Raw genomic sequence first — 25,899 nt, 5'->3', positions numbered from 1 at the left:
CCGGGTCGGCCGGCGAGATGACGCCGCGTGCGCCGCTCGCGGTCCTGGCCGGCGCCACCGCGACCCACGGCACCGGACGGGACGGCGACATCCCGCTGCCGCGCCTGCCCGGGTTCGTGGAGTCGGCGTTCAGCCCGCTGGTGTACGAGGTCGCCGCGCGGTGTCTGACCGAGCGGCCCGGCGGGGGAGGCTCCCGCACGGCCGTCGTGCTGGCGAGCCTGATGGGCGACACCACCACGGCCGATCTGGCGAGCCGGCGCGTGGTCTCGGGCCGGGTCCACAACCCGCTGCTCTTCATGCAGGCCACCGCCAACTCCGTGCTGGGGCACCTCAGCCGGGAGTTCGGGATCACCGGGCAGATGTTCAGCCTGTCGACCCTCGACGATCCGGTGACCGAACTGCTGGCCATGGCCGACCTCCTCCTGGAGGACCCGGAACTGGACCAGGTCCTGGTGGTGGGCGTGGAACTGGGCGGCGGCGAGCGATGGGCCGCCGTGCACCGGGAGCTGGCCGCCGGCGACGGCCGCGCGGTCCCGGACCTGCCCGCGTCCGCCGCCCTGGCGGCGGCCGTCCTGCTCGGCCGCCCCCCTGCCGGCGCGGACCCCGGTTCCGGCACCCCCCTGACCATCCGCTCGACGGAGACCTGCGCCGGGGAGCGCTCGGCCGCGGCTCCGCACAGCGGCAGCATCCAAGGCCTGTTCGACCTGGCCGCCGCCCACCGGCGGCTGCGCCGGGACGGGGAACGAGACGAGACGGAGAGCCATGCTCATCAGTAGGCAGGAGCGGGCGCGGATCTGCTCCGACACGGAACTCGGCGCCGGCAACGTCCTGCAGCGACTGCGCGCGTACGAACGCCCGCTCGACGAACCGGTGTTGCACACCGACGGCACCTGGCGCGCACCGGACGGCAGCCGACCCGAGGTGCTGACGCTCGGACAGTTGTACGAGGCGGTTGAGACCTACGCGGGCTGGTACGCGGCCCACGGTGTGCGGCCCCGCGACCCGGTGGCCATCCACTCCTTCTCCGCCGCCGAGTTCGCGGTGAACTTCCTCGCGCTGACGTCGATCGGAGCCGTGCCGTCGTTCGTCAACGGCAACCTCGCGCCGGAGATCGCCCGGGAGTACGTCCGCCGCCAGGGCGCGGTGGGCGCCTTCACGGACGCGGCACACCGCGAGGTACTGGCCGGGGATGCGGGAGGGGCAGAGGGCGCGGGAGGCTCGGGGAGCGCGGAGGGCTCGGGGGACTCGGGGGGTGACGGCCTCGGGCTCGGCTTCCGCCTGACCGCCGCCGACGTCCGCCCGGAGCACCGCGCGTCGCTTCCGGCGTCGTACCCCTACCGGCACGACCCCACCGACCCGGTGCTCATCTCCCACTCCTCCGGCACGACCGGCCTGCCGAAGGGGGTGCCGCACACCCATCGGACGCTGATGTACGCCCAGGTGCACCGGCTGCGGTTCTCCACCGGCGCCGACATGGAGCGCACGCTGGTGGGACTGCCGGGCGCGCACAACGCGATGGTGGCGACGCTGCTGTACTGCCTGCTGCTGCGCACGGACATCAAGCTGCTCTCCAGCCAGCGCGGCACGGACGTGCTGGACGCCGTCGAGGAGTTCCGGCCGACGACCGTGCTGGCCTTCGCCGGGACCTTCGGCGAGATGGCGGCGGAGGATCTGACGGCGCGTGATCTGTCCAGCGTGCAGGTGTGGTTCAACACCGGGGACGCGGCGCACGAGGCGCACATCCGGGCGCTCGTCCAGCACGGGACCCGGGTCGAGATCCGGCGCGACCTGAGCCGCGTCCGCGTCGAGGGCTCGGTCTTCGTGGACGGGCTCGGTTCGTCGGAGGCCGGCTACTCGGTCTTCCACAACCGGCACACCAAGGACACCTCCGCCTACTCCCGCTGCGTCGGCAAGCCGATCAGCTTCGCCGAGGCCGCCGTGCTCGCCGAGGACGGCACCCCGCTGCCGCCCGGACGGATCGGCCGCCTGGGCCTCAAGTCCCCCACGCTGACGCCCGGTTACTGGAACGACTCGCTGACCTGGAACCGGATGAGGCTCGGCGGCTACTGGCTCACCGGGGACCTCGCCCACCGGGACGAGGAGGGCAACTTCTACCACCTCGACCGGGCCCCGGACGCCATCCGCACCCCGGCGGGGATCGTCTTCAGCACCCGCACCGAGGAACTGCTCCTGGCCGCGCTGCCGGAGCTCGGCGACTGCACGGTGGTCGGGGTCGCCCCCGACGGCGTGCGCGCGGACTGGGACGGCGACGGCGTGGCGGAGGCGTACGCGCTGCTCCAACTCGCCGACGGGAGCGCAGCCGACGAGGAGCGGAGCGGAGCGGGAGCCGACGAGCGGCGGAGCGGGCCGCGGGACGACGAGCCGCGACCCGTGACGGGCGTCGACGAGGAGTGGACCGGGCGGGTCAACGCGGTGCTGACGGCCGCCGGGTTCCCGCCGGTGACCCGGGCCCTGCGGATGAGGCCCGATGACGTGGCCAAGGGCGCCACCGGCAAGGTTCTCAAACGAGTGATGCGCGACCGGTTCGCCGCCCACACGGCTGACGTGGTCGCCGCCGAGGAGCAGCACGTATGAGCACGCACACCGACGCCGAGGGCGTCAACCACCGCGCCCGGGCCGGTGAGGCGTACCGGCTGTGGTGGCAGCACGACGCCAACTGGTACCAGGGGGTGGCCGCGCGGTTCGGGCAGGAGGTCGCGAACGAGATCAACGCGGAGGCTATGGGGAAGGTCGCCCTGCACGTCGGGCAGCGGGTCGCCCGGCTGCACGGCCCCCTCCCCGACACCGGCGACGGCCGCAAGGACCTGGAGGAGCTGCGCCGCCGTTACGACGACTGCGGCGACCGGATGTTCCCGCCGGAGCTGCGCAACGCCGCCACCGAGGTCGAGGACGAGGACCTGATCGTCCTCACCCTCAAGCGCAACTTCGCGATCACCATGGTCCGGATGGCCGGTTCGCTGGAGGGCTACCGCTGCCCGTGCACCGCCGTCCACGCCGGCTGGTCCGAGGGTCTCGGCGTGACCCTCACGGAGAACAGGGCCGAGTCGTGTCTGCGGAACGGCGCCCAGGCGTGCCGCCTGCTCATCCGGGTCGCCCCGACCACCGCGGCCACCACACCCACCGCACCCACCGCACCCACCGCACCCACCGCTGTCGTCCCCGGTTCGGAGGGCTGAGCCATGCGCGTACTCGTCGCCGGGGCCACCGGCGTGGTCGGACATCCGCTGGTGGGCGCCTTGCGGGCGCGAGGCCATCGGGTGAGCGCATTGGTACGGCAGGGGTCACGGGGCCGGGCCCCGGAGGCGGACGAGGTGGTGGTCGCCGACGCCCTGGACCGCGAGGCCGTGCTGTCGGCGGTGTCGGCCGCCCGGCCCGAGGTCGTCGTCCATCAGATGTCCGCCCTGCGGCTGCTGCGGGACGACCCGCCGGAGGCCTTCGCCCGCACGGCACGCCTGCGCGTCGAGGGCACCGCCCACCTGATCGAGGCGGCTCGCGCGGCCGGCACGCGCCGACTGGTCGCCCAGTCCATCGCCTTCGCCGCCGCCCCGGCCGGCGGCCCGGTCCTGGACGAGGACGCGCCCCTGTACGTCGACGCCCCCGACCCCGGCTGGGCCTCGACCGTTCGGGCCGTCGCCGAGTTGGAACGGCAGGTGACGGCCGGCGCCCTGGAGGGCGTGGTGCTGCGCTACGGCACGCTGTACGGCCCCCGCACGGCGTACGCCCGTACCGGCGCCACCGCGCGATCCGTACAGGCCGGCCGGCTGCCGCTGCCGGGCGGCGGGGCCGGGATCATGTCGTTCCTGCACGTCGAGGACGCGGTGGGGGCAGCCGTGACGGCCGTCGAGTCCGACGCCACCGGGGTGTTCCATGTGACGGACGACGATCCGGCCCCCGCCGCGCAGTGGCTGCCGCACCTGGCCCGGATGCTCGCCGCTCCCTCCCCGCGCACGGTCCCGGCGGACCTCGCGCCCCGGCTCCTCGGCTGGTTCATGACCCACCAGCTCACCTCCGCGCACGGCGCCGCCAACGACAGGGCCCGTACGGTCCTGGGCTGGAAGCCGGCCAGACCGAGCTGGCGTGACGGGCTGGGCCAGGAATGACCCGTGCCGAGGACGCGCTCGCCGTCTGTGTGATCGGCGCCGGTCCGCGCGGGCTCTCCGTGCTGGAGCGGATCTGCGCCAACGCGGGCGGGGTCGGGCGGCCGGTCGAGGTCCACCTCGTCGATCCGTACCCGCCGGGCGCGGGCGCGGTCTGGCGCACGGACCAGCCGGGCGAGCTGCTGATGAACACGGTCGCCTCCCAGGTGACCCTGTTCACCGACGACAGCGTGGACTGCGCGGGACCTTCGGTGCCGGGACCGAGCCTGTACGCCTGGGCGTGCGCGATCCGCGACCGGGCCGTCGGTCGGGACTGCGAGCACGACTACGGTCAGGCGGTCGGCCGGGACGTCGTACAGACGCTGCCCGCGCGGGTCGTGGAGGAGGCCCGGCGGCTCGGCCCCGACACCTATCCGACCCGCGCGTTCCACGGCCACTACCTGGAATGGGTCTTCCGGCACCTGTTACGCACGGCCCCCGCCCATGTGACGGTCCGCACCCACCGGACGACGGCGGTCGCGCTCACCGACGACCCCGCGACCGCGCTGACCGACGACCCCGCGACCGTGCGGAACGAGGACACCGCGGGCCGGCGGGGCGAGGAGGTGGCAGACCGGCGGAGCGAGGCGGCCGCGGGTCGGCCGCAGCGGGTGACGCTGGCGAACGGCGACCGGCTGTCGGGGCTGGACGCGGTGGTGCTGGCCCTGGGCCACGGCGATCTGACGCCGTCGCCGCAGGAGCGCGCGCTGCGCTCCTTCGCCGACCGCCACGGCCTCGCCTACGTGGCCCCGGCCAACCCGGCCGACGCCGACCTGAGCGGGATCGCGCCGGGCACCCCGGTCGCCCTGCGGGGACTGGGCCTGAACTTCTTCGACTGCGTGGCCCTGCTCACCGAGGGCCGCGGCGGCACGTTCAAGGAGGGCGAGTCCGGTCTCGTGTACCTCCCGAGCGGCAACGAGCCCGTGCTGTACGCCGGTTCGCGGCGTGGCGTCCCGTACCACGCCCGGGGCGAGAACGAGAAGGGCGCGCTCGGGCGCCACGAGCCGCGTTTCCTGACCCCGGACGTCATCGCGGGGCTGCGGCGCCGGGTGGCCGACGGACGCCCCCTGGGCTTCCGCCAGGACCTCTGGCCGCTCGTCGACCGCGAGGTACGGACCGTCTACCACGAGGCGTGGATCCGCGCCGCCCGAGGGCCGGAGGAGGCCGAGGAGTTCGTACGGTCGTGCCGCGCGGACGCGGACGGACGGGGCGAGGCGGCCCTGCTCGACCGTCACGCGGTCCCGCCCGGCGAGCGATGGGACTGGACGCGGATCGAACACCCCTACGGCGAGCGGAGGTTCACCGGCCGCGCCGACTTCCGGAGCTGGCTGCTGACGTATCTGCGCCGGGACGTCGCCGAGGCCCGCCGCGGCAATGTGCACGGCCCGTTGAAGGCGGCGCTGGACGCCCTGCGGGACCTGCGCAACGAGATCCGGCTCGTCGTCGACCACGGCGGAGTCTCCGGCGACTCGTACCGCGCCGAACTCGACGGCTGGTACACCCCGTTGAACGCCTTCACCTCGATCGGCCCGCCCGCCTTCCGTGTCGAGCAGCTGATCGCGTTGATCGAGGCGGAGGTCGTGCGGGTGCTCGGGCCGGGGATGAGGGTACGGGCGTGGGCGCCCGGCGCCCAGGTGGCGGAGGGCGTCGGCGAGGCCGGTTTCCTCGTGGACGCCGAGTCGGTGGACGACCCTCCGGTGCGGGTCGCCGCCCTGATCGAGGCCCGGCTGCCCGCCGTGGACCTGCGGCGGAGCACCGACCCGCTGCTCCGCGGGCTGCTCGTGTCCGGCGCGTGCGGCCCGTACCGGCTGCCGGGCGAGCCGGGTCACGAGCCCGGCGGGCTGGCGGTCACCGACGGTCCGCCACGGCTGGTGGACGCCGCGGGCCGGCCGCATCCGAACCGGTTCGCCTTCGGGGTGCCGGTGGAGGGGGTGCGCTGGGTGACGGCGGTCGGCATCAGGCCCGGCGTCGGCTCGGTGACGCTGGAGGACTCGGACGCGATCGCACGGGCGGCGTTGGGACTGGGACCGGTACTGGCGCCGGAGCCGGGGACAGGGGCGGGGGCGAGACCGGAAACAGGGCCGGAGCCGGAGCCAGGGCCGGCGTCCGGGAGCCACGAGGTCACCGTCGTTCCACCCCCACGACGGACATCCGGCACGAGGAGTCGATGAGCATGAACGCGATGTCCGCGGGCACCGACGCGGGCCTGCTCGCCCCCACGTGGGCGGGCACACCCGTCGCGGCCGAGGTGACCGACGAGGCGTGGCTGCAGGCCATGCTGGACGCCGAAGTGGCCCTCGCCCGCGCCCAGCACGCGGTCGGGCTGACGCCCGCCGCCGCCGTGGAGACCATCGCCGAGGCGGCCCGCGCGGACCGGCTCGACCTGGTCGCGCTGGCCCACGCCGCCCGGGCGGCCGCCAACCCGGTGGTCGCCCTGGTCACCGTCTTCGGCGAGGTCGTCGCCGCGAGGGATCCGGTCGCCGCGGAGTATGTGCACCGGGGCTCCACCAGCCAGGACATCCTGGACTCGGCGGCGATGCTGATCGGCCGTCGGGTGCTCGATCTGATCGCGGCGGACCTGCGCCGCGTGATGGCCGCCCTCGCCTCGCTGGCCGACACCCACCGTCACACCGTTCTCGCCGGCCGCACCCTCGCCCAGCACGCGGTGCCGACGACCTTCGGGCTGAAGGCGGCGGGGTGGCTGGACCTCGTCGCCGACGCGTCGGTGCGGGTGCGGGCGGTGGCCGCGCGGCTTCCGGCGCAGTTGGGAGGAGCGGGCGGGACGTTGGCCGCGTATCGGGAGTACGCGGTGCTGGACCGCGGGGGCCCGGCCGCAACGAACGGCGGAACGGGCAGCGGCGACCCCGGCGAGGGCGGGCTGGAGCTGCTCAAGCCGTTCGCCGAGGCGCTGGGCCTCGCCGAGCCCACACTCCCCTGGCACACCGTCCGTACTCCCGTCGCCGAACTCGGGGCCGCGCTCCAGCTCGTCACCGGGGCGCTCGGGAAGTTCGCGCTCGACGTGCAGACGCTGTCCCGTACGGAGATCGGTGAGCTGTCCGAGCCGGCGGGGGCCGGGCGCGGCGCCTCCTCGGCCATGCCGCAGAAGCGGAACCCCGCGCTGGCCACGCTGATCGTGTCGGCCGCCCGGCAGGTCCCCGCGCACGCCCTCGTGCTGGCGCAGTGTCTGCTCGCCGAGGACGAGCGGCCCGCCGGTGCGTGGCACGCCGAGTGGCAGCCGCTGCGGGAGGCGCTGCGGCTGACGGGCGGGGCCGCGCACACCGCCGTCGAGCTCGCGGAAGGGGTGATCGTCCACCCCGAGCGCATGCGGGCCAACCTCGACCTGACCGGCGGCGCCATCGTCACCGAACGCCTGAACGTGGCGCTGGCCCCGGTGCTCGGCAAGGTCCGCGCGAAGAAGCTCCTGACCGCCGCCTCGGCCGAGGCCGCCGACACCGGCCGCCCCCTGAGCGCGGTGCTGGCCGCCGACCCGGAACTGTCCGCCCGGTTCTCCCCCGACCGGCTGTCGGAACTGCTCGACCCCGCCCGGTACACGGGCGCGGCCGAGGCCCTGATCGACCGGGCCCTGCGCAGATACGACGAGCTGGGCGCGGAGCCGCGCGATGACGAGAAGAACGGAGGCACGCGGTGAGCACCGTGAGCCGGACGACCGCGGCACCCGCCGCCCCACCCGCCCGCTCCTGGCCCGTCCTCCTGGTCGTGGTCTGCGCCCAGATGCTGATCTGGCTGGACACCTCGATCCTCAACGTCGCCGTCACCACCCTCGCCGACCCGGTGAAGGGCCTGGGCGCGACCCCCGGCGAACTGGAGTGGGTGGCGAGCGCCTACACCCTGGTCGTCGCAGGCACCCTGTTCGCGGGGGGCGCGCTGGCCGACCGTTTCGGCCCCCGGAAGACGCTGGTCGCCGGGCTCGCGCTGATCGGCGTGGCCTCCGGCGCGGGCGCGTTCGTGGACAGCCCAGCGTGGCTGATCGTGGCGCGGGCCTTCATGGGGGCGGGCAGCGGTCTGCTCATGCCCGCGACGCTGACGGTCATCGTGCAGAGCACCCCGGAGGAGAAACGCACCCGGGCGATCGCGATCTGGAGTTCGTCGAGCGGTCTCGGCGTGGCCGTCGGCCCCGTCGCGGGCGGGGCACTGCTCAGCCACTTCTGGTGGGGCTCGGTGTTCCTGGTCAACGTACCGATCGTGGCCCTGTGCCTGCTGGCGGTCCTGGCCGTCGTTCCCGACCTCGGCGGCTCCCGCCGCCGGGTGCTCGACCTGCCGGGCCTCGCCCTGTCGGTGCTCGGCCTGGGCGGCGTCGTCTACGGCGTCATCGAACTCGGCGGCGGCAGCGCCTGGTACGGCCCGCGCGTCCTCCTGCCCCTGGTGCTGGGCGGTGTGCTCCTGGCCGTGTTCGTCGCCGGTCAGCGCAGGTCCGCGACGCCCAGTCTGGACCTGCGGCTGTTCCGGCAGCCCGGCTTCACGGCGGGCAGTGCGGTCCTGCTGATCGCCTTCATGGCGCTGGCCGGTCACCTGTTCTACGCGGCCTTCTACCTCCAGGGTCCCCGGGGCCTCTCCCCCGCCGACGCGGGGACCGTGATGATCGCCGCCGCCGTCGGCATCGTCCTGGGCAGTCAGGCCTCCCCGGCACTGAGCCGCCTGGTGTCGGCCCGCTGGACGGTCGCTTCCGGCGTCCTGGCCACCGCCGTCACCTACGTCGCCTACGCCTGGCTCGACGGGCGCACCCCCCTCTGGATCGTCGCCGTCCTGCTGTGGATCCAGGGCTTCGGCATGGGCCTGGTCGGCACGCCGGTCACGGCCGTGATGATGCGCGGGGTGCCGCCGCAGCTCGCGGGCGCCGGCTCCGCCGTCAACAGCGTCACCCGACAGGTCGGCGGCACCCTCGGTGTGGCCATGGCCGGCTCGATCCTCTCCGGCGTCTACCGACGGCGGATGGCCGACGCCGAACTGCCCGGCGCCACGACGGACCTGTCCCCGGCAGCCGAGGAACAGGCCCGCACCTCCCCCGAGGCGGCCCGCTCCCTGTCCCGTTCCCTGGACCTGCCCGGACTGGCCACCACCGCCGACCGCGCCTTCCTCGACGCCATGGACGCCGCCACGCTCTCCGTCGCCGCCCTCGCACTCGTCGGATGCGCGGTCGCCGTCGTGGGCCTGCGCCCCCGCTCGCCGGACCCGACACAGAAACCGCCGGAGTCGGCAAAGACTCCGCCGGACTCACCGCCGGACCGGGCAACGACGCCGCCGGACTCACCACCGGACTCGGCGAGGAAGCCACCGGACTCACCACCGGACTCGGCGAGGAAGCCACCGGACTCACCGCCGGACTCGGCGGATACACCGTCAGGCTCGACGGAGAAAAGGACAGCGCGATGACACAGGCCACGGCCCGTTCGGTCTTCGTCACCGGCGGGAACAGGGGCATCGGGCTCGCCGTCGCCCGCCGTTTCGCGGCGGCCGGGGACCGGGTCACCGTGACCCACCGGGGCGACGGACCCCCTCCCTCCGAGGGGCTCCTCGCCGTGCGGTGCGATGTGACGGACAGCGGTCAGATCGACCAGGCCTTCAAGGAGGCCGAGACCGCCCACGGCCCGGTCTCCGTCCTGGTCGCCAACGCCGGCGCCGCCCAGGACCGGCTGCTGGTCCGGATGACCGAGGAGGACTTCACCTCGGTCGTCGACACCAATCTCACCGGGGCCTTCCGTGTCGCCCAGCGCGCGGTGCGGGGCATGCTGCGCGCGGGCCACGGCCGTATCGTCCTGATCTCCTCCACGGCCGCCCTGCGCGGCGCCCCCGGCCAGACCAACTACGCCGCGGCGAAGGCGGGTCTGGTCGGCTTCGCCCGCTCCCTCACCCAGGAACTCGGCCCCCGCGACATCACCTGCAACGTCGTTGCCCCCGGCCTCACCGAGACCGACATGAGCCGCGCCCTCACGGCGGAGCAGCGCCGCGCGCTGCTGCGGACCACCCCCGCCGGACGCCTGGGCACCCCCGAGGAGGTCGCCGAGGCGGTGGCCTTCCTGGCCGACGCCGGGTACGTACGCGGCGCCGTGATCCCCGTCGACGGAGGCGCCGGACTGGGACACTGAGGCCCGGCGAGGCCCTGGACCGCCGGCCCCGCGGACCGGGTGGGGAAGTGGACGTCGCGCGGCCGCCCGCCTCCCCACCCCGCACGGCTACCGTCCGCGCAGCGCCCGGTACTTGGCGACCAGGGCCTTCGTGGACTCGTCCAGTCCCGGCACCTCGGCCCCTTCCGTGAGCGCCGGCTCGACGCGCTTGGCGAGGACCTTGCCCAGTTCGACGCCCCACTGGTCGAAGGAGTCGATGTTCCAGATGGCACCCTGGACGAACACCTTGTGCTCGTACAGCGCGATCAGCTGACCGAGGACCGACGGGGTCAGCTCCTTCGCCAGGATCGTGGTCGTCGGGTGGTTCCCCCTGAACGTCTTGTGCGGCACCAGCTCCTCCGGCACGCCCTCCGCCCGCACCTCGTCCGGTGTCTTGCCGAAGGCCAACGCCTGGGTCTGCGCGAAGAAGTTGGCCATCAGGAGGTCGTGCTGCGCCTTGAGCGGGTCACTGAGTTCGGCGACCGGCTCCGCGAACCCGATGAAGTCCGCGGGGATCAGCTTCGTGCCCTGGTGGATCAACTGGTAGTACGCGTGCTGCCCGTTCGTCCCCGGCGTGCCCCAGACGACCGGCCCGGTCTGCCACTCCACCGGTACCCCGTCCCGGCCCACGTACTTGCCGTTGGACTCCATGTCCAGCTGCTGGAGGTAGGCGGTGAACTTGGACAGGTAGTGGCTGTAGGGCAGCACCGCGTGCGACTGGGCGTCGTGGAAGTTGCCGTACCAGATCCCCAACAGGCCCAGCAGCAGGGGCACATTGGACTCGGCGGGTGCCGTACGGAAGTGCTCGTCGACGATCCGGAATCCGTCGAGCATCTCCCGGAAGCGGTCGGGGCCGATCGCGATCATCAGGGACAGCCCGATCGCCGAGTCGTAGGAGTACCGCCCGCCGACCCAGTCCCAGAACTCGAACATGTTGGCCGTGTCGATGCCGAAGTCCGACACCTTCTCGGCGTTCGTCGAGAGCGCCACGAAGTGCTTGGCGACGGCCTCGGAGCCGGCCTTCAGCTCGGTGAGCAGCCAGTCACGCGCGGAGGTCGCGTTGGTGATCGTCTCGATCGTGGTGAACGTCTTGGAGGCGATGATGAACAGTGTCTCGGCCGCGTCCAGGTCCCGCACCGCCTCGTGCAGATCGGCCCCGTCCACGTTGGACACGAAACGGACGGTCAGATCGCGGTCGGTGTAGGAGCGCAGCACCTCGTACGCCATCGCCGGGCCGAGGTCGGAGCCGCCGATCCCGATGTTGACGACGTTCTTGATACGCCTGCCCGTGTGGCCGGTCCACTCGCCGGAGCGGATGCGCTCGGCGAAGCCGCCCATCCTGTCGAGCACGGCGTGCACACCGGGCACCACGTTCTCGCCGTCGACCTCGATCACGGCGTCGCGCGGGGCGCGCAGCGCGGTGTGCAGGACGGCACGGTCCTCGGTGGTGTTGATCTTCTCGCCGCGGAACATGGCGTCCCGCAACCCGAACACGTCGGTCGCGGCGGCCAGCTCGCGCAGCAGCCGCAGTGTCTCGTCGGTGACCAGATGCTTGGAGTAGTCGACGTGCAGATCGCCGACCTCCAGCGTGTACCCGGCACCGCGTCCCGGGTCGGCCGCGAACAACTCGCGCAGCCGGACGTCGCCCTGCTGCTCCCGGTGCTCGGCCAGCGCGTTCCACTCCGGCGTCTGGTTGAGCCTGGTACGGCTTTCTGCGTTCATCTCGGACTTCAGCCTTCTTTCCTACCTGGTCCTGCCTGCGTACCTCGCCCCGCTGCCGTTCCAACCTAATTGATCACGACGGAACACGAGCTGTCGTCCCCCGGTCGTCCGGCACAACAACAGATACGTCCCTCCTGAGCGCCGGTATCAGCGTGACGACCGACACGACGAAGAAGGCGGCGGCGAGCAGGGCCGACGTGCGCGTACCCAGGCCGTGGCGACGGCTCCGCCCAGGAGGGCACCGAGGGGCGCCCCCGCCGCGCCGAGGGTCCGGAAGACGGACCCGACGCGGCCGAGCGCAGGTCGGCGGAGGTGCGCTGTTGCATCAGGGGCGTGGAGTTGACGTTCCCCACCATCCCCGTGGCGCCGCACACGGCGAGGCTCACCGCGAGTGCCGCCGGACCGCGCACCGTGCCCATCGCGAGCAACGCCGCGATGGGCGCCGCACCGGCCGGCAGCACGGCCCGCTCTCTCCCGACGCGGATCACCGGGCGTCCGTTCACCGCTCCCCCGGCGAGCCCGCCCACGGCGTAGGCGGTCGTCACCGTCGTGAACCCGACGTCGCACAGCGCGGTGGCGTCGCACAGTCCGCGCAGGGCCATGTCCCGCCCCGGTGTCCGCCAGTCCGGCGCGGCACGAGCGGCGCGGCCACCAGTCCGCCCGCGGCCTGCTGACCGGTCGTCAACCGGGCATTCGCCGCGCCCAGGGCGTCCCGGCCCACCACGGCGGGCAGCAGGGCCGTCGCCGCGTTGTCGAGCAGCGTCTGGAGTGTGGTCAGGGCGAAGGCCACGGCGATCAGCAGGGCGATCGAGGACCTGTCGAGGGCCACGGCTCCAGCGAAGCCCGCCCCCAGCAGCCCCCGCACGACGTCGACGACCCACATGGCCCGCCGCTGGTCCACGCGGTCGGCGACGGCCCCGCCGAACAGCCCGGACACGAGCCAGGGCAGATGGCCGCAGGCCGTGACCGAGGCGACGAGCAGCGGCCGTTGGTCGATGTCACCTCGGGCAGCGGCAGCGCGGCCGTACGCAGTGCGTCCCCGAAGCTGGAGAGGGACCCACTGACAAGCGGCCTGACCTGCGGAAGAGCCAGTCACTGCACCATACGCCTCCAGCTCCATACGTCTCCGGCCGGGCACCCTCGGTGCCCGGCCGGTGTCGTTCGCTAGATCTCGCCCCGTAGTTTGGCGAGCGCCTCGGCGAGGATCGCCTCGCCGTCCGCGTCGCTGCGCCGCTCGCGGACGTAGGCGAGGTGCGTCTTGTAGGGCTCGGTGCGCGGTGGGTCCGGCGGGTTGTCCCGGTCCTGTCCGGCCGGGAAGCCGCAGCGCGGGCAGTCCCAGGTGTCGGGGACCTGTGCGTCGCTGGCGAAACTCGGCTGGGTCTCGTGTCCGTTGGAGCACCAGAAGGAGATGCGCAGCCGGGGTGCGGACTCGCCGCGCTCGGCTTCGCCCATCGGCCCCGCCCCGACCCGGCTTCCTCGGATCGCGTTGCCACTTGCCACGGTCGTAACTCCCTGCGTGATGGTGCGGCGAAGCGAGTCGGCGTTTCGCTTCGCTGCGAGCGCCTCAGTCTACGTAAGGCCCAACGCGCGTCCAGTGATTGGAGTTACATCCCGCCCACAGACGCAAGCCCCATGATAGGCCGCGCTCGAAGTCGCGTACCCGGCATGGGGCTTTACGTGCGGAATGGTGCGTCCGTGACGCGTTGTTCGCCGGTGTCGGCCTGAGGGTCAGTTGTTGACCTTCATCAGGATGCCGAGTACGACAATGCACGCGAACCACAGCAGACCGACCACGACGGTGATCCGGTCGAGGTTGCGCTCGGCGACCGAGGAGCCGCCGACGGAGGACTGCATACCGCCACCGAACATGTCGGAGAGGCCGCCGCCCTTGCCCTTGTGCATCAGCACCAGCAGCATCATCAGCAGGCTGAAGACGATCAGGGCGATCGAGAACCCCATAACCACGGCTGGACCAACTTCCTCGGATTCTGATGGACTGCGGGGACCGGCCGCGGCGGCCGGTCCCCGCAAGAGTACGACGTCTCGCTGCTACCGCCTACTCACTGGTCGCGGAAGCGCACGATCTTGACGAACTCGTCGGCGTCCAGCGAGGCACCGCCGACGAGGGCGCCGTCGATGTCGGCCTGGGCCATGATCTCGGCGACGTTCCCGGCCTTGACGGAGCCGCCGTACTGGATGCGGACCTGGTCGGCCAGCTCCTGACCGTACAGCTCGGCGAGCTTGGCGCGGATGGCCGCGCAGACCTCCTGGGCGTCCTCGGCGCCGCAGACCTTGCCGGTGCCGATGGCCCAGACGGGCTCGTAGGCGATGACGACGGTCTCGGCGTGCTCGGCGGGGACGTCCTTGAGGCCGCCCTCGACCTGGGCGAGGGTGTGGGAGACGTGGTTGCCCGCCTCACGGACCTCCAGCTCCTCGCCGACGCACAGGATCGGGGTGAGTCCGTGCTTGTAGGCGGCCTTGACCTTGGCGTTGACGATCTCGTCGGTCTCGTCGTGGTACTGGCGGCGCTCGGAGTGGCCGATCGCGACGAACGTGCACTTGAGCTTGGCCAGCATCGGGCCGGAGATCTCGCCGGTGTACGCGCCGGAGTCGTGGGCCGAAAGGTCCTGGGCGCCGTACTTGATCTTGAGCTTGTCGCCGTCGACCAGGGTCTGGACCGAGCGCAGGTCGGTGAAGGGCGGCAGGACCGCGACCTCACAGGCCTCGTAGTCCTTGTCGGCGAGGGCGAAGGCGAGCTTCTGGACGTGGGCGATGGCCTCGAGGTGGTTGAGGTTCATCTTCCAGTTGCCCGCCATCAGGGGCGTACGCGTGCTCATTGAGGGTCAGTCCTCCAGTGCGGCGAGGCCGGGGAGCGTCTTGCCCTCGAGGTATTCGAGGGAGGCGCCACCACCGGTCGAGATGTGGCCGAATGCGTTCTCGTCGAAGCCCAGGATGCGCACGGCCGCGGCGGAGTCTCCGCCGCCGACGACCGTGAAGGCCTCGGAATCGAGGAGTGCCTGGGCGACCGCCTTGGTGCCCTCGGCGAAATCGGGGTGCTCGAAGACGCCCATGGGGCCGTTCCAGAAGACGGTGGCGGCGTCCGCGATCTTCGAGGCGTAGAGCTTGCGGGACTCCGGACCGATGTCCAGGCCCATCTGATCGGTGGGCATGGCGTCCGCCGCCACCGAGGTGGCGTCGGCCGGAGCCTTGCTCTTCAGGTCCGGGAAGGCGGGCGCGACGACGGCGTCGACGGGCAGGACCAGTTCGACGCCGGTCTTCTCCGCGCGCTCCAGGTACTCGGCGACCGCGTCGAGCTGGTCCTCCTGGAGCAGGGAGCTGCCGATCTCGTGGCCCTTGGCCTTGAGGAAGGTGTACGCCATGCCGCCGCCGATGAGGATGCGGTCGGCCTTGCCGAGCAGCTGGTCGATGACGGCGAGCTTGTCGGAGACCTTGGCGCCGCCGAGCGCGACGACGTAGGGCCGCTGGACGTCGTCGGTGAGCTTCCTCAGGACGCCGACCTCGGTGGCGATGAGGTAGCCGGCGTAGTGCGGCAGCCTGGCGGGGAGGTCGAAGACCGAGGCGTGCTTACGGTGCACCGCGCCGAACCCGTCGCCGACGTAGACGTCCGCGAGGGCGGCCAGCTGATCGGCGAAGGCGCCGCGCTCGGCGTCGTCCTTGCTCGTCTCACCGGCGTTGAAGCGCAGGTTCTCGACCACGGCGACCTGGCCGTCGGCCAGGCCCGCGACCGTGGCGGTGGCGGACTCGCCGACCGTGTCGGTCGCGAACGCCACGTCGGCGCCGAGGAGTTCACCGAGGCGGGCGGCGGCCGGGGCGAGGGAGAAGGCCGGGTCCGGGGCGCCCTTGGGGCGGCCGAGGTGGGAGGCGACGACGACGCGCGCGCCCGCCTCGGCCAGCGCCTTCACGGTGGGCAGGACGGCGCGGATGCGGCCGTCGTCGGTGATGGTGGTGCCGTCGAGCGGCACGTTGAGGTCGGCGCGGACGAAGACCCGCCGGCCGGCGACTGGCTCGGCGAGGAGCTCGTCGATCGTCTTCATGAAGAGGGCTCCCGAGGAGGACTTGTGGTGCTCGTGATCGTAGGAGGAACCGCTTTTGTACGTGCGTCAGGGCTCGGGCGGCGCGTCCCTGCGCCGCCCGAGCCCTGCTCTCACACGGAAGTGCCCGCTCTGTCGATCAGAGCTGGCCGCCGACGAAGACCGTGAGGTCGACGAGGCGGTTGGAGTAGCCCCACTCGTTGTCGTACCAGCCGAGGATCTTCACCGAGTTCCCCTCCTGGACCATGGTCAGGGAGGAGTCGAAGGTGCAGGAGGCCGGGTCGCTGACGATGTCCGAGGAGACGATCGGGTCCTCGGTGTAGGCCAGGTAGCCCTTGAGGTCGCCGTCCTCGGAGGCCTTCTTGAACGCGGCGTTGACCTCGTCCTTGGTGACCTCACGCTGCAGCGTGACGACCAGGTCGGTGGCCGAGCCGGTCGGGACCGGGACGCGCATCGCGATGCCGTCGAGCTTGCCCTTGAGCTGCGGCAGGACCAGCGCGGTGGCCTTCGCGGCGCCCGTGGTGGTCGGGATGATGTTCTCGGCGGCGGCGCGGGCGCGGCGCAGGTCCGAGTGCGGGAAGTCCAGGATGCGCTGGTCGTTGGTGTAGGCGTGGACCGTCGTCATCAGACCCTTGACGATGCCGAAGTTCTCGTCGAGGACCTTAGCCATCGGCGCCACACAGTTGGTGGTGCAGGAGGCGTTGGAGATGACGTGGTGGTTCGCCGGGTCGTACTTGTCCTGGTTGACGCCCATCACGATGGTGATGTCCTCGTCCTTGGCCGGAGCCGAGATGAGGACCTTCTTGGCGCCGCCGGCCAGGTGCTTGGCGGCGTCGGCCTTCTTCGTGAAGATGCCGGTGGACTCGATGACGATGTCGACGCCCAGCTCGCCCCACGGGATGTCGGCGGGGTTGCGCTCGGAGAGGACCTTGATGGTGTGGCCGTCCACGGTGATCGTGTCGGCGGTGTGCGACACCTCGGCCTTGAGACGGCCCAGGATGGTGTCGTACTTCAGCAGGTGAGCGGTGGTCGCGGTGTCACCCAGGTCGTTGACAGCCACGATCTCGATGTCCGCACCCTGCTCCAGCAGCGCGCGGAAGTAGTTACGACCGATGCGGCCAAAGCCGTTGATGCCTACGCGGATCGTCACGAACCGATCTCCTCGTTGGTACGCCGGCTCAGTGCCGGCGAGCTGTATGGGATGTCCCCGACCGCCTACGACCCTACCTCCCCGACACCCGTCGGGTGACATCGAGATGCCCTATACATGCCGGTGCGGTCCGTACTCGCCAGTAGGGGTACGGACCGCCCTGGTTTTACAAGGTGATTACCTTTTGAGCGGCCCTCCGATCATCTGATTTCAGACGTCCGGAGGGCCGCCCACGAGGTCTTTCCTCAGCCGTTCGGCCCAGTCGGCGCTCAGTCCTTCAGTGCCGCCAGTGCCTTGCCGAGCAGTGCCTTGCGGTCGGCCGCCGAGACGACCTGCTCCAGACCGAAGCCCAGCAGCACCGTGTCGTCCGTGGTGACCGCGCCGAAGGTCTTGAACAGTTCACCCGACAGTCCCCAGTCCTTCACGACCGCCGGGCTGCCCGCGGGCGGGCCGGGGGTGCTCCACGCACCGAGCGACGTCTCGAAGCCCTCCACCGCGCCGGGCGTGCCGCCGATGACGACGGAGGCGTTGTCGGCGAGGAGACCGCGACCGCCGCTGCCCGGGTCGGTGACGTAGCTGAGCGACACCTCGACCGTCTTGCCGGCGTACGCGGACAGGTCGAACTCGACCTGCTGCCAGCCGTCCGAGGCCCCGGTGAAGCTGTTCCAGGCGCCGCTGGTGCCGCTGGGCGTGCAGCCCCCGGAGCCCACGGTCAGGTACCGCTTGAGGGCCGGGTGGCCCTGGACGAAGAACCCGGCCTCGCACTCGGTGGGCACGGTGGTGGAGGTGGCACCACCGGTGTCCGGCAGCGTCGTCCAGTCGTCCGCCCCGACGGTGTGCGCCTCCAGGAGGGCGTGGTCGTAGCCCTCCTCCGTGCTCCACAGCAGCTGGGTGCGCAGGGTCGGCTTGTCCGCCGCGGTCACCGACGTGAGGTCGATGGTGCGGGTGAGTCGGTTCCACGCGTAGTCGGTGTGCGTGGCGGCCGCCATGGACGCGCCCTCGTACGGGCCGTACGGGTTGACCGTCCCGGGGTACTGGCCCGCGCCGGCGCTCGCGAACTGCGGGAACGTCTCCACGGGCAGCGCGTCGGAGGTGACACCGAACGATCCGGCGGTGTTCAGCGGGTTTCCGGGCGCGTCGCCGAGGGCCCCCGAGAAGCCGTCGAGCTTGGCGAGGCCGGCGAAGGCGGTGGCGTTCGGCAGGGAGGTACGGCTGTAGGCACCCAGGTAGTACTGGCTGAAATCGTTCGACAGGGTGCCGCCGCCGAGGTCGACCGAGCCTCCGGCGCTCTCGCCCGCCTCGATCAGCTTGCCGCCCTCGTTGAGGTAGGCGCGCAGGGCGAGCTGGGTGGCGACGCCCGGCCGGACGGCGCCCGTGTAGTGCACGACCTGCTTGAAGTGCTTCAGTACGCCGAGCGCGTCGGGCGCGCCCTGGGTCGCGACGTCCCAGACGAGCGCCTTTTTGCCGTTGGCCTTCAGCGCGTCCACATAGACCTGCGTCTGGGTCGCGGTCGCGCCCTCCTCGGCGACGACGAGCGTGTCGGCCTTGGGGCGTTCGGCGATCGTGTAGGTGAAGCGTTCGCTCTTGGTCGGCTTGCCGCTCTTCGTCTCACCGGTGAACCAGACCTCGACCTTGTCGCCCGGCTCGCCGTCCTGCACCTTGGCCCGGTACTCGTCGAAGTACAGGTTGTCCGCGCCGCCGAACGTCTCACCGCCCTTCCAGGCCTTGAGCGTCTGGTCGTACGTGGGACCGCGGCCGTTGATCCGGTACCTCAGCTCCTTGTCGCGAACGGACTTGCGGGCGACGACGGAGATGGTCTGGTCGGCGCCGCGCGAGTACGACGTGGTGAAGGCGGCCGGGGTGAAGTCGGGAGCGTCGATGCCGACCGAGGACTTCGGCTGGTCGGGCTTGACGGCGGACTCGGCGACGGAGAGCGCGAAGGGGATGTTCTTCTCGAACTCCTGCTGGATCAGCTTCTCGTCGTCCGGGAACGTGAAGACCGAGGCGCAGTCCTCGGGCTTCCAGGCGTCGTCCGGGTCGATGTTCGACGCCGTCTGGCAGGTCGACATCTCGGGGGTGAAGAACGCCGCGCCGTTGACGTTGGAGGCGTGGCCGTTCGCCTCGCCGTTCGTCGTGTACAGCTCGGAGGAGAGCTGGGGGTGGTACCCGGGGATCGCGGGGTTCTCCGGGGTGCCGGCCAGCGACTTGTAGAGCACGTCGTCGGGGCTGGGGCTGGCCACCTGCCAGCCGACGCCGTAGAGGATGAGTTCGGCGGCCGAGTGGTAGTTGATGCCGTACTCGAAGCCGATGCGCTTCTCGAAGGCGTCCAGGACCTTGGTCTCGGGCTCCGAGTTCGGGCCGTCGCCGCGGTAGGTCTCGCTGGTGGGGAACGGGGAGGAGCCCTCGTTGTCGTAGCCCCACTTGTAGGCGAAGTTGCGGTTGAGGTCGACGCCGTCGCCGACGGTGATGGCGTTGTCGCCGTTGACGTCCCGCAGGTTCTTGCGCCACTGGCGGTTGCCGTCGGCCTGGTGCGTGAAGTCGTAGCCGTCCGGGTTGGCGGAGATCACGAACCACAGCTCGGTGGAGTCGACGATCTTCTTGATCCGCTTGTCCGTCTTGTAGTTGTCCAGGTAGTGGTGCATCAGGCGCCGGGTCATCTCCGGCGTGATCCACTCACGGGCGTGCTGGTTGGACAGGTACAGCACCGACGGTTTCGCGCCGTCCTTGGTCTTCTTGGCGTTCTTGGTCAGTTTGACCGCGAGGATGTCCTGGCCCCGCAGGGTCTTGCCGAGGGAGACCACCTTGGTCAGGGAGGGGTGCTCCTGACCCGTCCGGAGGATCTCCTCCTTGAGGTTGCCGGCGCCGCTGTAGGGGCGATAGACCCCGTCGCCCGCCGCGTCCACGCGCGCCTCGGCCTTGCTGGTGAGGCGGTGTTCCTTCAGCTCGACGCCCTGCTCCTCAAGGGCGTCCGCCTGCTTGTCGGTGAGGTAGACCTCGACCGACGCGGTGCCCTTCTCCGGCGCCTGCTCGCTGAGTTCGTGACCGTCCTGCCCGGCCGCGAGCAGCAGCGGTATCTGCTTCTTCGTCACCTCGGCGCGGAAGACCTTGACTTCCTCGGTGTCCGAGCCGTCGTTCTCGGCCGCCTGGGCGAGCGGTGCGAGTCCCGCACCGCCGCCCAGCAGGAGCGCGCCGGCAGCGAGGATCGATCTCGCTCTTCGTCTCATGAGCCCCCCTTGGAGTGGTTCACCCCAGTAGCGAACAGACGCCAGGCTCATGTCAGATCTGGGCCAAGTCAAGGAGGCCTCACAGGCCAATCACGGAATTCACGCAGAAAGCGGGAAGCCGGTGCCGACAGCCCCAAATGAGCGTCGGCACCGGCGAGTTGAGATTTCCGGGGGTGGTGTCACCCCACGAGATTCTCGGCCATCTCCTCGGTGAGGCTGGCCTCGGTCCCCGGGATGCCGAGGTCCGAGGCGCGCTTGTCGGCCATGGCGAGCAGCCGCCGGATCCGTCCCGCGACGGCGTCCTTGGTCAGCGGGGGGTCGGCGAGCGCGCCCAGCTCCTCCAGGGAGGCCTGCTTGTGCTCCATGCGCAGCCGTCCGGCGGCCGCGAGGTGCTCGGGGACGTCGTCGGCGAGGATCTCCAGGGCGCGGCCCACCCGGGCGCCGGCGGCGACGGCGGCACGGGCCGAGCGGCGCAGGTTGGCGTCGTCGAAGTTGGCGAGCCGGTTCGCCGTGGCCCGGACCTCGCGGCGCATCCGCCGCTCCTCCCACGCCAGCACGGACTCGTGGGCGCCGAGGCGGGTCAGGAGCGCGCCGATGGCGTCCCCGTCCCGTACGACGACCCGGTCCACGCCCCGCACCTCGCGCGCCTTCGCCCCGATCGACAGCCGGCGGGCGGCGCCGACCAGTGCGAGGGCGGCCTCCGGGCCCGGGCAGGTCACCTCCAGGGAGGACGACCGGCCGGGTTCGGTGAGCGAGCCGTGGGCCAGGAAGGCGCCGCGCCAGGCCGCCTCCGCGTCGCAGGTGGCCCCGGAGACCACCTGGGGCGGCAGACCCCGGATCGGCCGGCCCCGCCCGTCCACCAGGCCGGTCTGGCGGGCCAGCTGGTCACCGCCGGCGACCACCCGGACGACGTAACGGGAACCGCGGCGCAGGCCGCCGGGTGCCATCACGATCAGTTCGGAGCCGTGGCCGAAGATCTCCGCGATGTCCCGCTTGAGGCGGCGGGCCGCCATCGCGGTGTCCAGCTCCGCCTCGATCACGATGCGGCCGCTCACCAGGTGCAGCCCGCCCGCGAACCGCAGGATCGCCGAGACCTCCGCCTTTCTGCAGCAGGTCCGGGTGACGGGTAGCCGGGAGATCTCGTCCTTCACCGCTGCCGTCATCGCCATGGGCCGATCCTTCCATGCATCCGAAAAATACGGTCGTACGCGGCGGCCAACAGCTCCGGATCATGCCGCGGAGATCCGTCGGTCCGGGCCACCGGCGCCAGCTCGACCGCGGCGCCGAACCCTTTGGCGGCGTCGGTCAGAGAGTCGCGGTCGGGCACGGCGGCCTCGTCGGCCAGCACCACGTCCAGGGCGAGTTTAGGGGCGTGTCGTGCCAAAACCTCCAAATGACGCTGCGGGGAGAAGCCATCGGTTTCTCCCGGCTGCGGGGCGAGGTTCAGCGACAGCACGAGTCGGGCCTTGGTCTCGGTGAGGGCGTCGAGCAGCTCGGGCACGAGCAGGTGCGGGATCACCGAGGAGAACCAGGAGCCGGGGCCGAGGACCACCCAGTCGGCGTCGCGGACCGCGGCCACGGCCTCCGGGACGGCGGGCGGGTCGTGCGGCACGACGTGCACGGACTGCACCTCGCCCGGGGTGAGCGCGACGGTCGCCTGCCCCCGCACGGTGTCGACCTCGTCCGGGCGGGCGGGGTCGTGGCCCTTGACCAGGGCCTGGAGCTCCAGGGGCACGGCCGACATGGGCAGGACACGACCCTGGGCGCCCAGCAGCCTGCCGACCAGGTCGAGGGCCTGGACGTGGTCGCCGAGCTGTTCCCACAGGGCGACGATCAGCAGATTGCCGACCGCGTGCTCGTGCAGGTCGCCCTGGGACTGGAAGCGGTGCTGGATGACGCGGGCCCAGGTCTGGCCCCAGTCGTCGTCGCCGCAGAGCGCGGCCAGCGCCTTGCGCAGATCGCCGGGCGGCAGGACGCCCAGCTCGTCACGGAGGCGTCCGCTGGAACCGCCGTCGTCGGCCACGGTGACGACGGCGGTGAGGTCGCCGGTGATCCGGCGCAGCGCGGCGAGCGAGGCGGACAGGCCCATGCCGCCGCCGAGCGCGACGACCTTGGGCTGGGCGCCGCGGCGGCGGGGCCTTGCCCCGCGGGCCTCGGCGGGCTGGCCCGCTCGGCCCTCGGGGGTGACGCGGCGCAGTCTGCCCAACCGCAGAGCAGCACGTCCGGTCACTCGCGCCCCATGTCCCGGTGCACGACCACGGTCTCGACGCCCTGGGAGGCGAGGCGGGCGGCCAGCTTCTCGGAGGTGGCGACCGAGCGGTGCTTGCCTCCGGTGCAGCCGACCGCGATGGTCACGTACCGCTTGCCCTCGCGGCGGTAGCCGGCGGCGATCATCTGGAGCAGCTCGGTGTAGCGGTCGAGGAACTCCTTGGCGCCGGGCTGGTTGAAGACGTACGCGGAGACCTCCTCGTTGAGGCCGGTGTACGGGCGCAGCTCGGGGACCCAGTGCGGGTTGGGCAGGAAGCGCATGTCCACGACCAGGTCGGCGTCGACCGGGAGGCCGTACTTGAAGCCGAAGGACATGACGGTCGCCCGCAGCTCGGGCTCCTCCTCACCCGCGAACTGGGCGTCCATCTTGGCGCGCAGCTCGTGCACGTTCAGGCTGGAGGTGTCGATGACCAGGTCGGCGTCGCCGCGCAGCTCGCGCAGCAGCTCCCGCTCGGCGGCGATCCCGTCGGTGATGCGGCCGTCGCCCTGGAGGGGGTGCGGGCGGCGCACCGACTCGAAGCGGCGCACCAGGGCGTCGTCGGAGGACTCCAGGAAGACGATCCGCCGGGTGACGTGCTTGGTCTCCAAATCGGCGAGGGAGTCGCGGAGGTTGTCGAAGAAGCGGCGGCCGCGGACGTCGACGACGACCGCGATCCGCGCCACGTTCCCCTGGGAGCGGGCGCCGAGCTCCACCATGGTAGGGATCAGCGCGGGCGGCAGGTTGTCGACGACGAACCAGCCGAGGTCCTCCAGACACTTGGCGGCCGTCGACCGTCCGGCGCCGGACATGCCGGAGATGATGACCAGCTCGGGGATGGCCGCCTCGGGGACCCCGGCTGTTTCGATGCCCGTACTCACGTGTGCTCCGTCTTCCTGTGGCGCTGGGTGCGGGGAGGTGTCGTCGCCCGCCGCGCTGTGGGCCGACCCGCGCTCCGCTGTGTGCTCGTGGTGCTGCTGTTCTGGACGCTCTGAGCGCTCAGGGGGTTCTGCGTGGTCAGGGGGTTCTGCGTGGTCCGGGAGTCCCGGACGCTCGTCGTGCTCGGTCATGTCTCCTGCCCTCGCCGCCGGTCCGGGGCACCCGCGGCCACGGGCTCCCCAGAGGGGTCCGCCGTCGTACCGGGCTCCTCTTCCTCCATGATCTCTCCCGTCGCCGTGTTCACGGCGGGTGCGGCCGGAGCCACCTGGGCGAGGGCCGCGGCGATCGTCTCGGCCGTCTTGCGCCCTATGCCCGGAACCTCGCAGATCTGCTCGATCGTCGCGGCGCGCAGCTTCTTCAGCGAGCCGAAGTGTTTCAGCAGGGCCTGCTTGCGAGCCTCCCCGAGGCCGGGCACGTCGTCCAAGGGGCTCGCCCGGAAACGCTTGGCGCGTCGGGTGCGCTGATAGGTGATGGCGAAGCGGTGGGCCTCGTCGCGGACGCGCTGGAGCAGATAGAGGCCCTCGCTGGTGCGGGGCAGGACCACCGGGTCGTCCTCGCCGGGCACCCAGACCTCCTCCAGGCGCTTGGCGAGGCCGCAGACGGCGATGTCGTCGATGCCCAGTTCGTCGAGCGCGCGGCGGGCGGCGGCCACCTGGGGCTGCCCGCCGTCGACGACGACGAGCTGGGGCGGGTAGGCGAACCGCTTGGGGCGGCCGTCCTCCTCGGTGAAGGCGTTCCCGTCGGGCCCGGCGTTCCCGTCCTCCTCGACCCACTCGCCGGTCTTCTCCTTCTCCGCGAGGTAGCGCCGGAAGCGGCGGGCGATGACCTCGTGCATGGAGCGGACGTCGTCCTGTCCCTCGCCGTGCCAGACCTGGGTGTCTCCGACCCGGCCCTTGATCTGGAAGCGGCGGTACTCGCTCTTGCGGGCCAGCCCGTCCTCGAAGACGACCATGGAGGCCACGACGTCGTCGCCCTGGAGGTGGGAGATGTCGTAGCACTCGATCCTGAGCGGCGCGCTGTCCAGGTCGAGGGCCTCGGCGATCTCCTCCAGGGCGCGGGAGCGGGTGGTGAGGTCGGAGGCGCGCTTGGTCTTGTGCAGCACGAGCGACTGCTGGGCGTTGCGCGCGACCGTCTCCATGAGCGCCTTCTTGTCCCCGCGCTGCGGGATACGCAGGGAGACGCCCGCCCCGCGGCGGCCGGCGAGCCATTCCTGCACGGGTCCGACGGGGTCGGGCAGCGCCGGGACGAGGACCTCCTTGGGCACGGAGTCGCCCGTCTCCTCGCCGTACAGCTGCTGGAGCGCGTGTTCGACGAGGTCACCGGTGGTGACGGCCTCGACCTTGTCGGTGACCCAGCCGCGCTGGCCGCGCACCCGTCCGCCGCGGACGTGGAAGATCTGGACGGCCGCCTCCAGCTCGTCCTCGGCGACGGCGATCAGGTCGGCGTCGGTCGCGTCGGCGAGCACGACCGCGTTCTTCTCCATGGCCTTCTTCAGGGCCTCGATGTCGTCACGCAGCCGGGCGGCCCGCTCGTACTCCATCTCCTCTGCCGCGTCCGTCATCCGCTTCTCCAGGCGACGGATGTACGTGCCCGTGCGCCCGGCCATGAAGTCGCTGAACTCGTCGGCCAGTTCGCGGTGGTCCTCGGCGGAGATCCGGTCGACGCAGGGGGCCGAGCACTTGCCGATGTAGCCGAGCAGACAGGGGCGGCCGGTGCGGGTCGCGTTCTTGAAGACCCCGGCGGAGCACGTGCGTACGGGGAAGACGCGCAGCAGCAGGTCGACGGTGTCACGGATCGCCCACGCGTGCGCGTACGGCCCGAAGTACCGCACGCCCTTCTTCTTGTGACCGCGCATCACCTGCACGCGCGGGTACTGCTCGTTCATCGTGACGGCGAGGTACGGGTAGCTCTTGTCGTCGCGGTACTTGACGTTGAACCGGGGGTCGAACTCCTTGATCCAGGAGTACTCCAGCTGAAGCGCCTCGACCTCCGTGGACACCACGGTCCACTCCACGGAGGCGGCCGTGGTGACCATCGAGCGGGTGCGCGGATGAAGGCCGGCCAGGTCCTGGAAGTAGTTGGCCAGGCGCTGACGCAGGCTCTTCGCCTTCCCGACGTAGATCACCCGGCGGTGCTCGTCGCGGAACTTGTACACCCCGGGGGAATCCGGGATCTGCCCCGGGCTGGGGCGGTAGCTGGAGGGATCGGCCATGCTTCACACCCTACTGGCGGGGAGTGACAACACGGGGCCCTGTGGACAAGGCCCGATCCCGCCACGCACCACGCGT

At 71.8% G+C, this 25,899-nt stretch carries 19 protein-coding genes and 1 pseudogene; 8 read left to right on the top strand and 12 right to left on the bottom strand.

Annotated features, from left to right (window positions below):
• The first annotated feature begins 17 nt into the window (after positions 1 to 17).
• From K1J60_RS34205 to fabG, 8 genes are read left to right on the top strand one after another with little or no spacing between them, the layout of a single operon-like run.
• Positions 18 to 776, top strand: a complete 759-nt coding sequence (locus K1J60_RS34205) for a hypothetical protein (protein ID WP_220649583.1) — start codon at positions 18 to 20, stop codon at positions 774 to 776.
• Positions 763 to 2,595 carry an AMP-binding protein gene (locus tag K1J60_RS34200; protein WP_220649582.1) on the top strand — a complete coding sequence of 611 codons (1,833 nt, stop codon included), beginning with the start codon at positions 763 to 765 and terminating at the stop codon, positions 2,593 to 2,595. Before K1J60_RS34205 ends, K1J60_RS34200 begins: the two co-directional genes overlap by 14 nt.
• Complete coding sequence (locus K1J60_RS34195) at positions 2,592 to 3,197, top strand: hypothetical protein (RefSeq protein WP_259408046.1); 606 nt, start codon at positions 2,592 to 2,594, stop codon at positions 3,195 to 3,197. The genes K1J60_RS34200 and K1J60_RS34195 overlap by 4 nt, the downstream gene beginning before the upstream one ends.
• A 3-nt stretch (positions 3,198 to 3,200) precedes the next feature.
• Complete coding sequence (locus K1J60_RS34190) at positions 3,201 to 4,121, top strand: NAD-dependent epimerase/dehydratase family protein (RefSeq protein WP_220649581.1); 921 nt, start codon at positions 3,201 to 3,203, stop codon at positions 4,119 to 4,121.
• On the top strand, positions 4,118 to 6,328 hold the full coding sequence (locus tag K1J60_RS34185) for an FAD/NAD(P)-binding protein (RefSeq protein ID WP_220649580.1): 2,211 nt from the start codon (positions 4,118 to 4,120) through the stop codon (positions 6,326 to 6,328). Before K1J60_RS34190 ends, K1J60_RS34185 begins: the two co-directional genes overlap by 4 nt.
• 2 nt (positions 6,329 to 6,330) lie before the next feature.
• Positions 6,331 to 7,806, top strand: coding sequence for a class-II fumarase/aspartase family protein (locus K1J60_RS34180; protein WP_220649579.1), 1,476 nt, complete (start codon positions 6,331 to 6,333; stop codon positions 7,804 to 7,806).
• On the top strand, positions 7,803 to 9,548 hold the full coding sequence (locus tag K1J60_RS34175) for an MFS transporter (protein WP_259408044.1): 1,746 nt from the start codon (positions 7,803 to 7,805) through the stop codon (positions 9,546 to 9,548). Before K1J60_RS34180 ends, K1J60_RS34175 begins: the two co-directional genes overlap by 4 nt.
• Positions 9,545 to 10,261 carry a 3-oxoacyl-ACP reductase FabG gene (gene fabG, locus K1J60_RS34170; RefSeq protein WP_220649578.1) on the top strand — a complete coding sequence of 239 codons (717 nt, stop codon included), beginning with the start codon at positions 9,545 to 9,547 and terminating at the stop codon, positions 10,259 to 10,261. Before K1J60_RS34175 ends, fabG begins: the two co-directional genes overlap by 4 nt.
• A gap of 87 nt (positions 10,262 to 10,348) precedes the next feature.
• Here the strand turns inward: fabG and pgi are convergent, their stop codons facing one another.
• From pgi to uvrC, 12 genes and pseudogenes are all read right to left on the bottom strand, one after another.
• Entirely contained in the window at positions 10,349 to 12,001 is a 1,653-nt protein-coding gene (gene pgi / locus K1J60_RS34165) for a glucose-6-phosphate isomerase (protein ID WP_220649577.1), read from the bottom strand.
• A gap of 73 nt (positions 12,002 to 12,074) precedes the next feature.
• Positions 12,075 to 13,093: pseudogene (locus tag K1J60_RS34160) on the bottom strand (MFS transporter).
• 72 nt (positions 13,094 to 13,165) lie between these two features.
• Positions 13,166 to 13,501 (bottom strand): RNA polymerase-binding protein RbpA, encoded by a 336-nt coding sequence (locus K1J60_RS34155; protein WP_003957010.1) that lies wholly within the window; start codon positions 13,499 to 13,501, stop codon positions 13,166 to 13,168.
• Between the two features lie 228 nt (positions 13,502 to 13,729).
• Positions 13,730 to 13,960 carry a preprotein translocase subunit SecG gene (gene secG, locus K1J60_RS34150; RefSeq protein ID WP_029181151.1) on the bottom strand — a complete coding sequence of 77 codons (231 nt, stop codon included), beginning with the start codon at positions 13,958 to 13,960 and terminating at the stop codon, positions 13,730 to 13,732.
• Positions 13,961 to 14,061: 101 nt separating this feature from the next.
• Positions 14,062 to 14,838, bottom strand: coding sequence for a triose-phosphate isomerase (gene tpiA / locus K1J60_RS34145; protein ID WP_033526619.1), 777 nt, complete (start codon positions 14,836 to 14,838; stop codon positions 14,062 to 14,064).
• A 6-nt stretch (positions 14,839 to 14,844) separates the two neighbouring features.
• On the bottom strand, positions 14,845 to 16,056 hold the full coding sequence (locus K1J60_RS34140; protein ID WP_220649576.1) for a phosphoglycerate kinase: 1,212 nt from the start codon (positions 16,054 to 16,056) through the stop codon (positions 14,845 to 14,847).
• Between the two features lie 136 nt (positions 16,057 to 16,192).
• Positions 16,193 to 17,203: a type I glyceraldehyde-3-phosphate dehydrogenase gene (gene gap / locus K1J60_RS34135; protein ID WP_220649575.1), complete on the bottom strand. Its 1,011-nt coding sequence runs from the start codon at positions 17,201 to 17,203 to the stop codon at positions 16,193 to 16,195.
• 269 nt (positions 17,204 to 17,472) lie between these two features.
• Positions 17,473 to 20,427: a M14 family metallopeptidase gene (locus tag K1J60_RS34130; protein WP_220649574.1), complete on the bottom strand. Its 2,955-nt coding sequence runs from the start codon at positions 20,425 to 20,427 to the stop codon at positions 17,473 to 17,475.
• A gap of 179 nt (positions 20,428 to 20,606) precedes the next feature.
• Positions 20,607 to 21,596 carry a DNA-binding protein WhiA gene (gene whiA / locus K1J60_RS34125; RefSeq protein WP_033526623.1) on the bottom strand — a complete coding sequence of 330 codons (990 nt, stop codon included), beginning with the start codon at positions 21,594 to 21,596 and terminating at the stop codon, positions 20,607 to 20,609.
• Positions 21,587 to 22,657, bottom strand: coding sequence for a gluconeogenesis factor YvcK family protein (locus K1J60_RS34120; RefSeq protein ID WP_220649573.1), 1,071 nt, complete (start codon positions 22,655 to 22,657; stop codon positions 21,587 to 21,589). Before K1J60_RS34120 ends, whiA begins: the two co-directional genes overlap by 10 nt.
• The gene (rapZ, locus tag K1J60_RS34115; RefSeq protein ID WP_259408043.1) at positions 22,654 to 23,553 is read right to left on the bottom strand and encodes an RNase adapter RapZ; all 900 of its coding nucleotides are present in this window, start codon (positions 23,551 to 23,553) and stop codon (positions 22,654 to 22,656) included. Before rapZ ends, K1J60_RS34120 begins: the two co-directional genes overlap by 4 nt.
• A 185-nt stretch (positions 23,554 to 23,738) precedes the next feature.
• The gene (uvrC, locus tag K1J60_RS34110) at positions 23,739 to 25,823 is read right to left on the bottom strand and encodes an excinuclease ABC subunit UvrC (RefSeq protein WP_220649571.1); all 2,085 of its coding nucleotides are present in this window, start codon (positions 25,821 to 25,823) and stop codon (positions 23,739 to 23,741) included.
• Positions 25,824 to 25,899: the final 76 nt, after the last annotated feature.

The organism is Streptomyces akebiae (assembly GCF_019599145.1).
Lineage (GTDB): Bacteria > Actinomycetota > Actinomycetes > Streptomycetales > Streptomycetaceae > Streptomyces > Streptomyces akebiae.
Note: the sequence above shows the minus strand (reverse complement) of the source record. Positions and strands in the feature narration are given on the sequence as shown.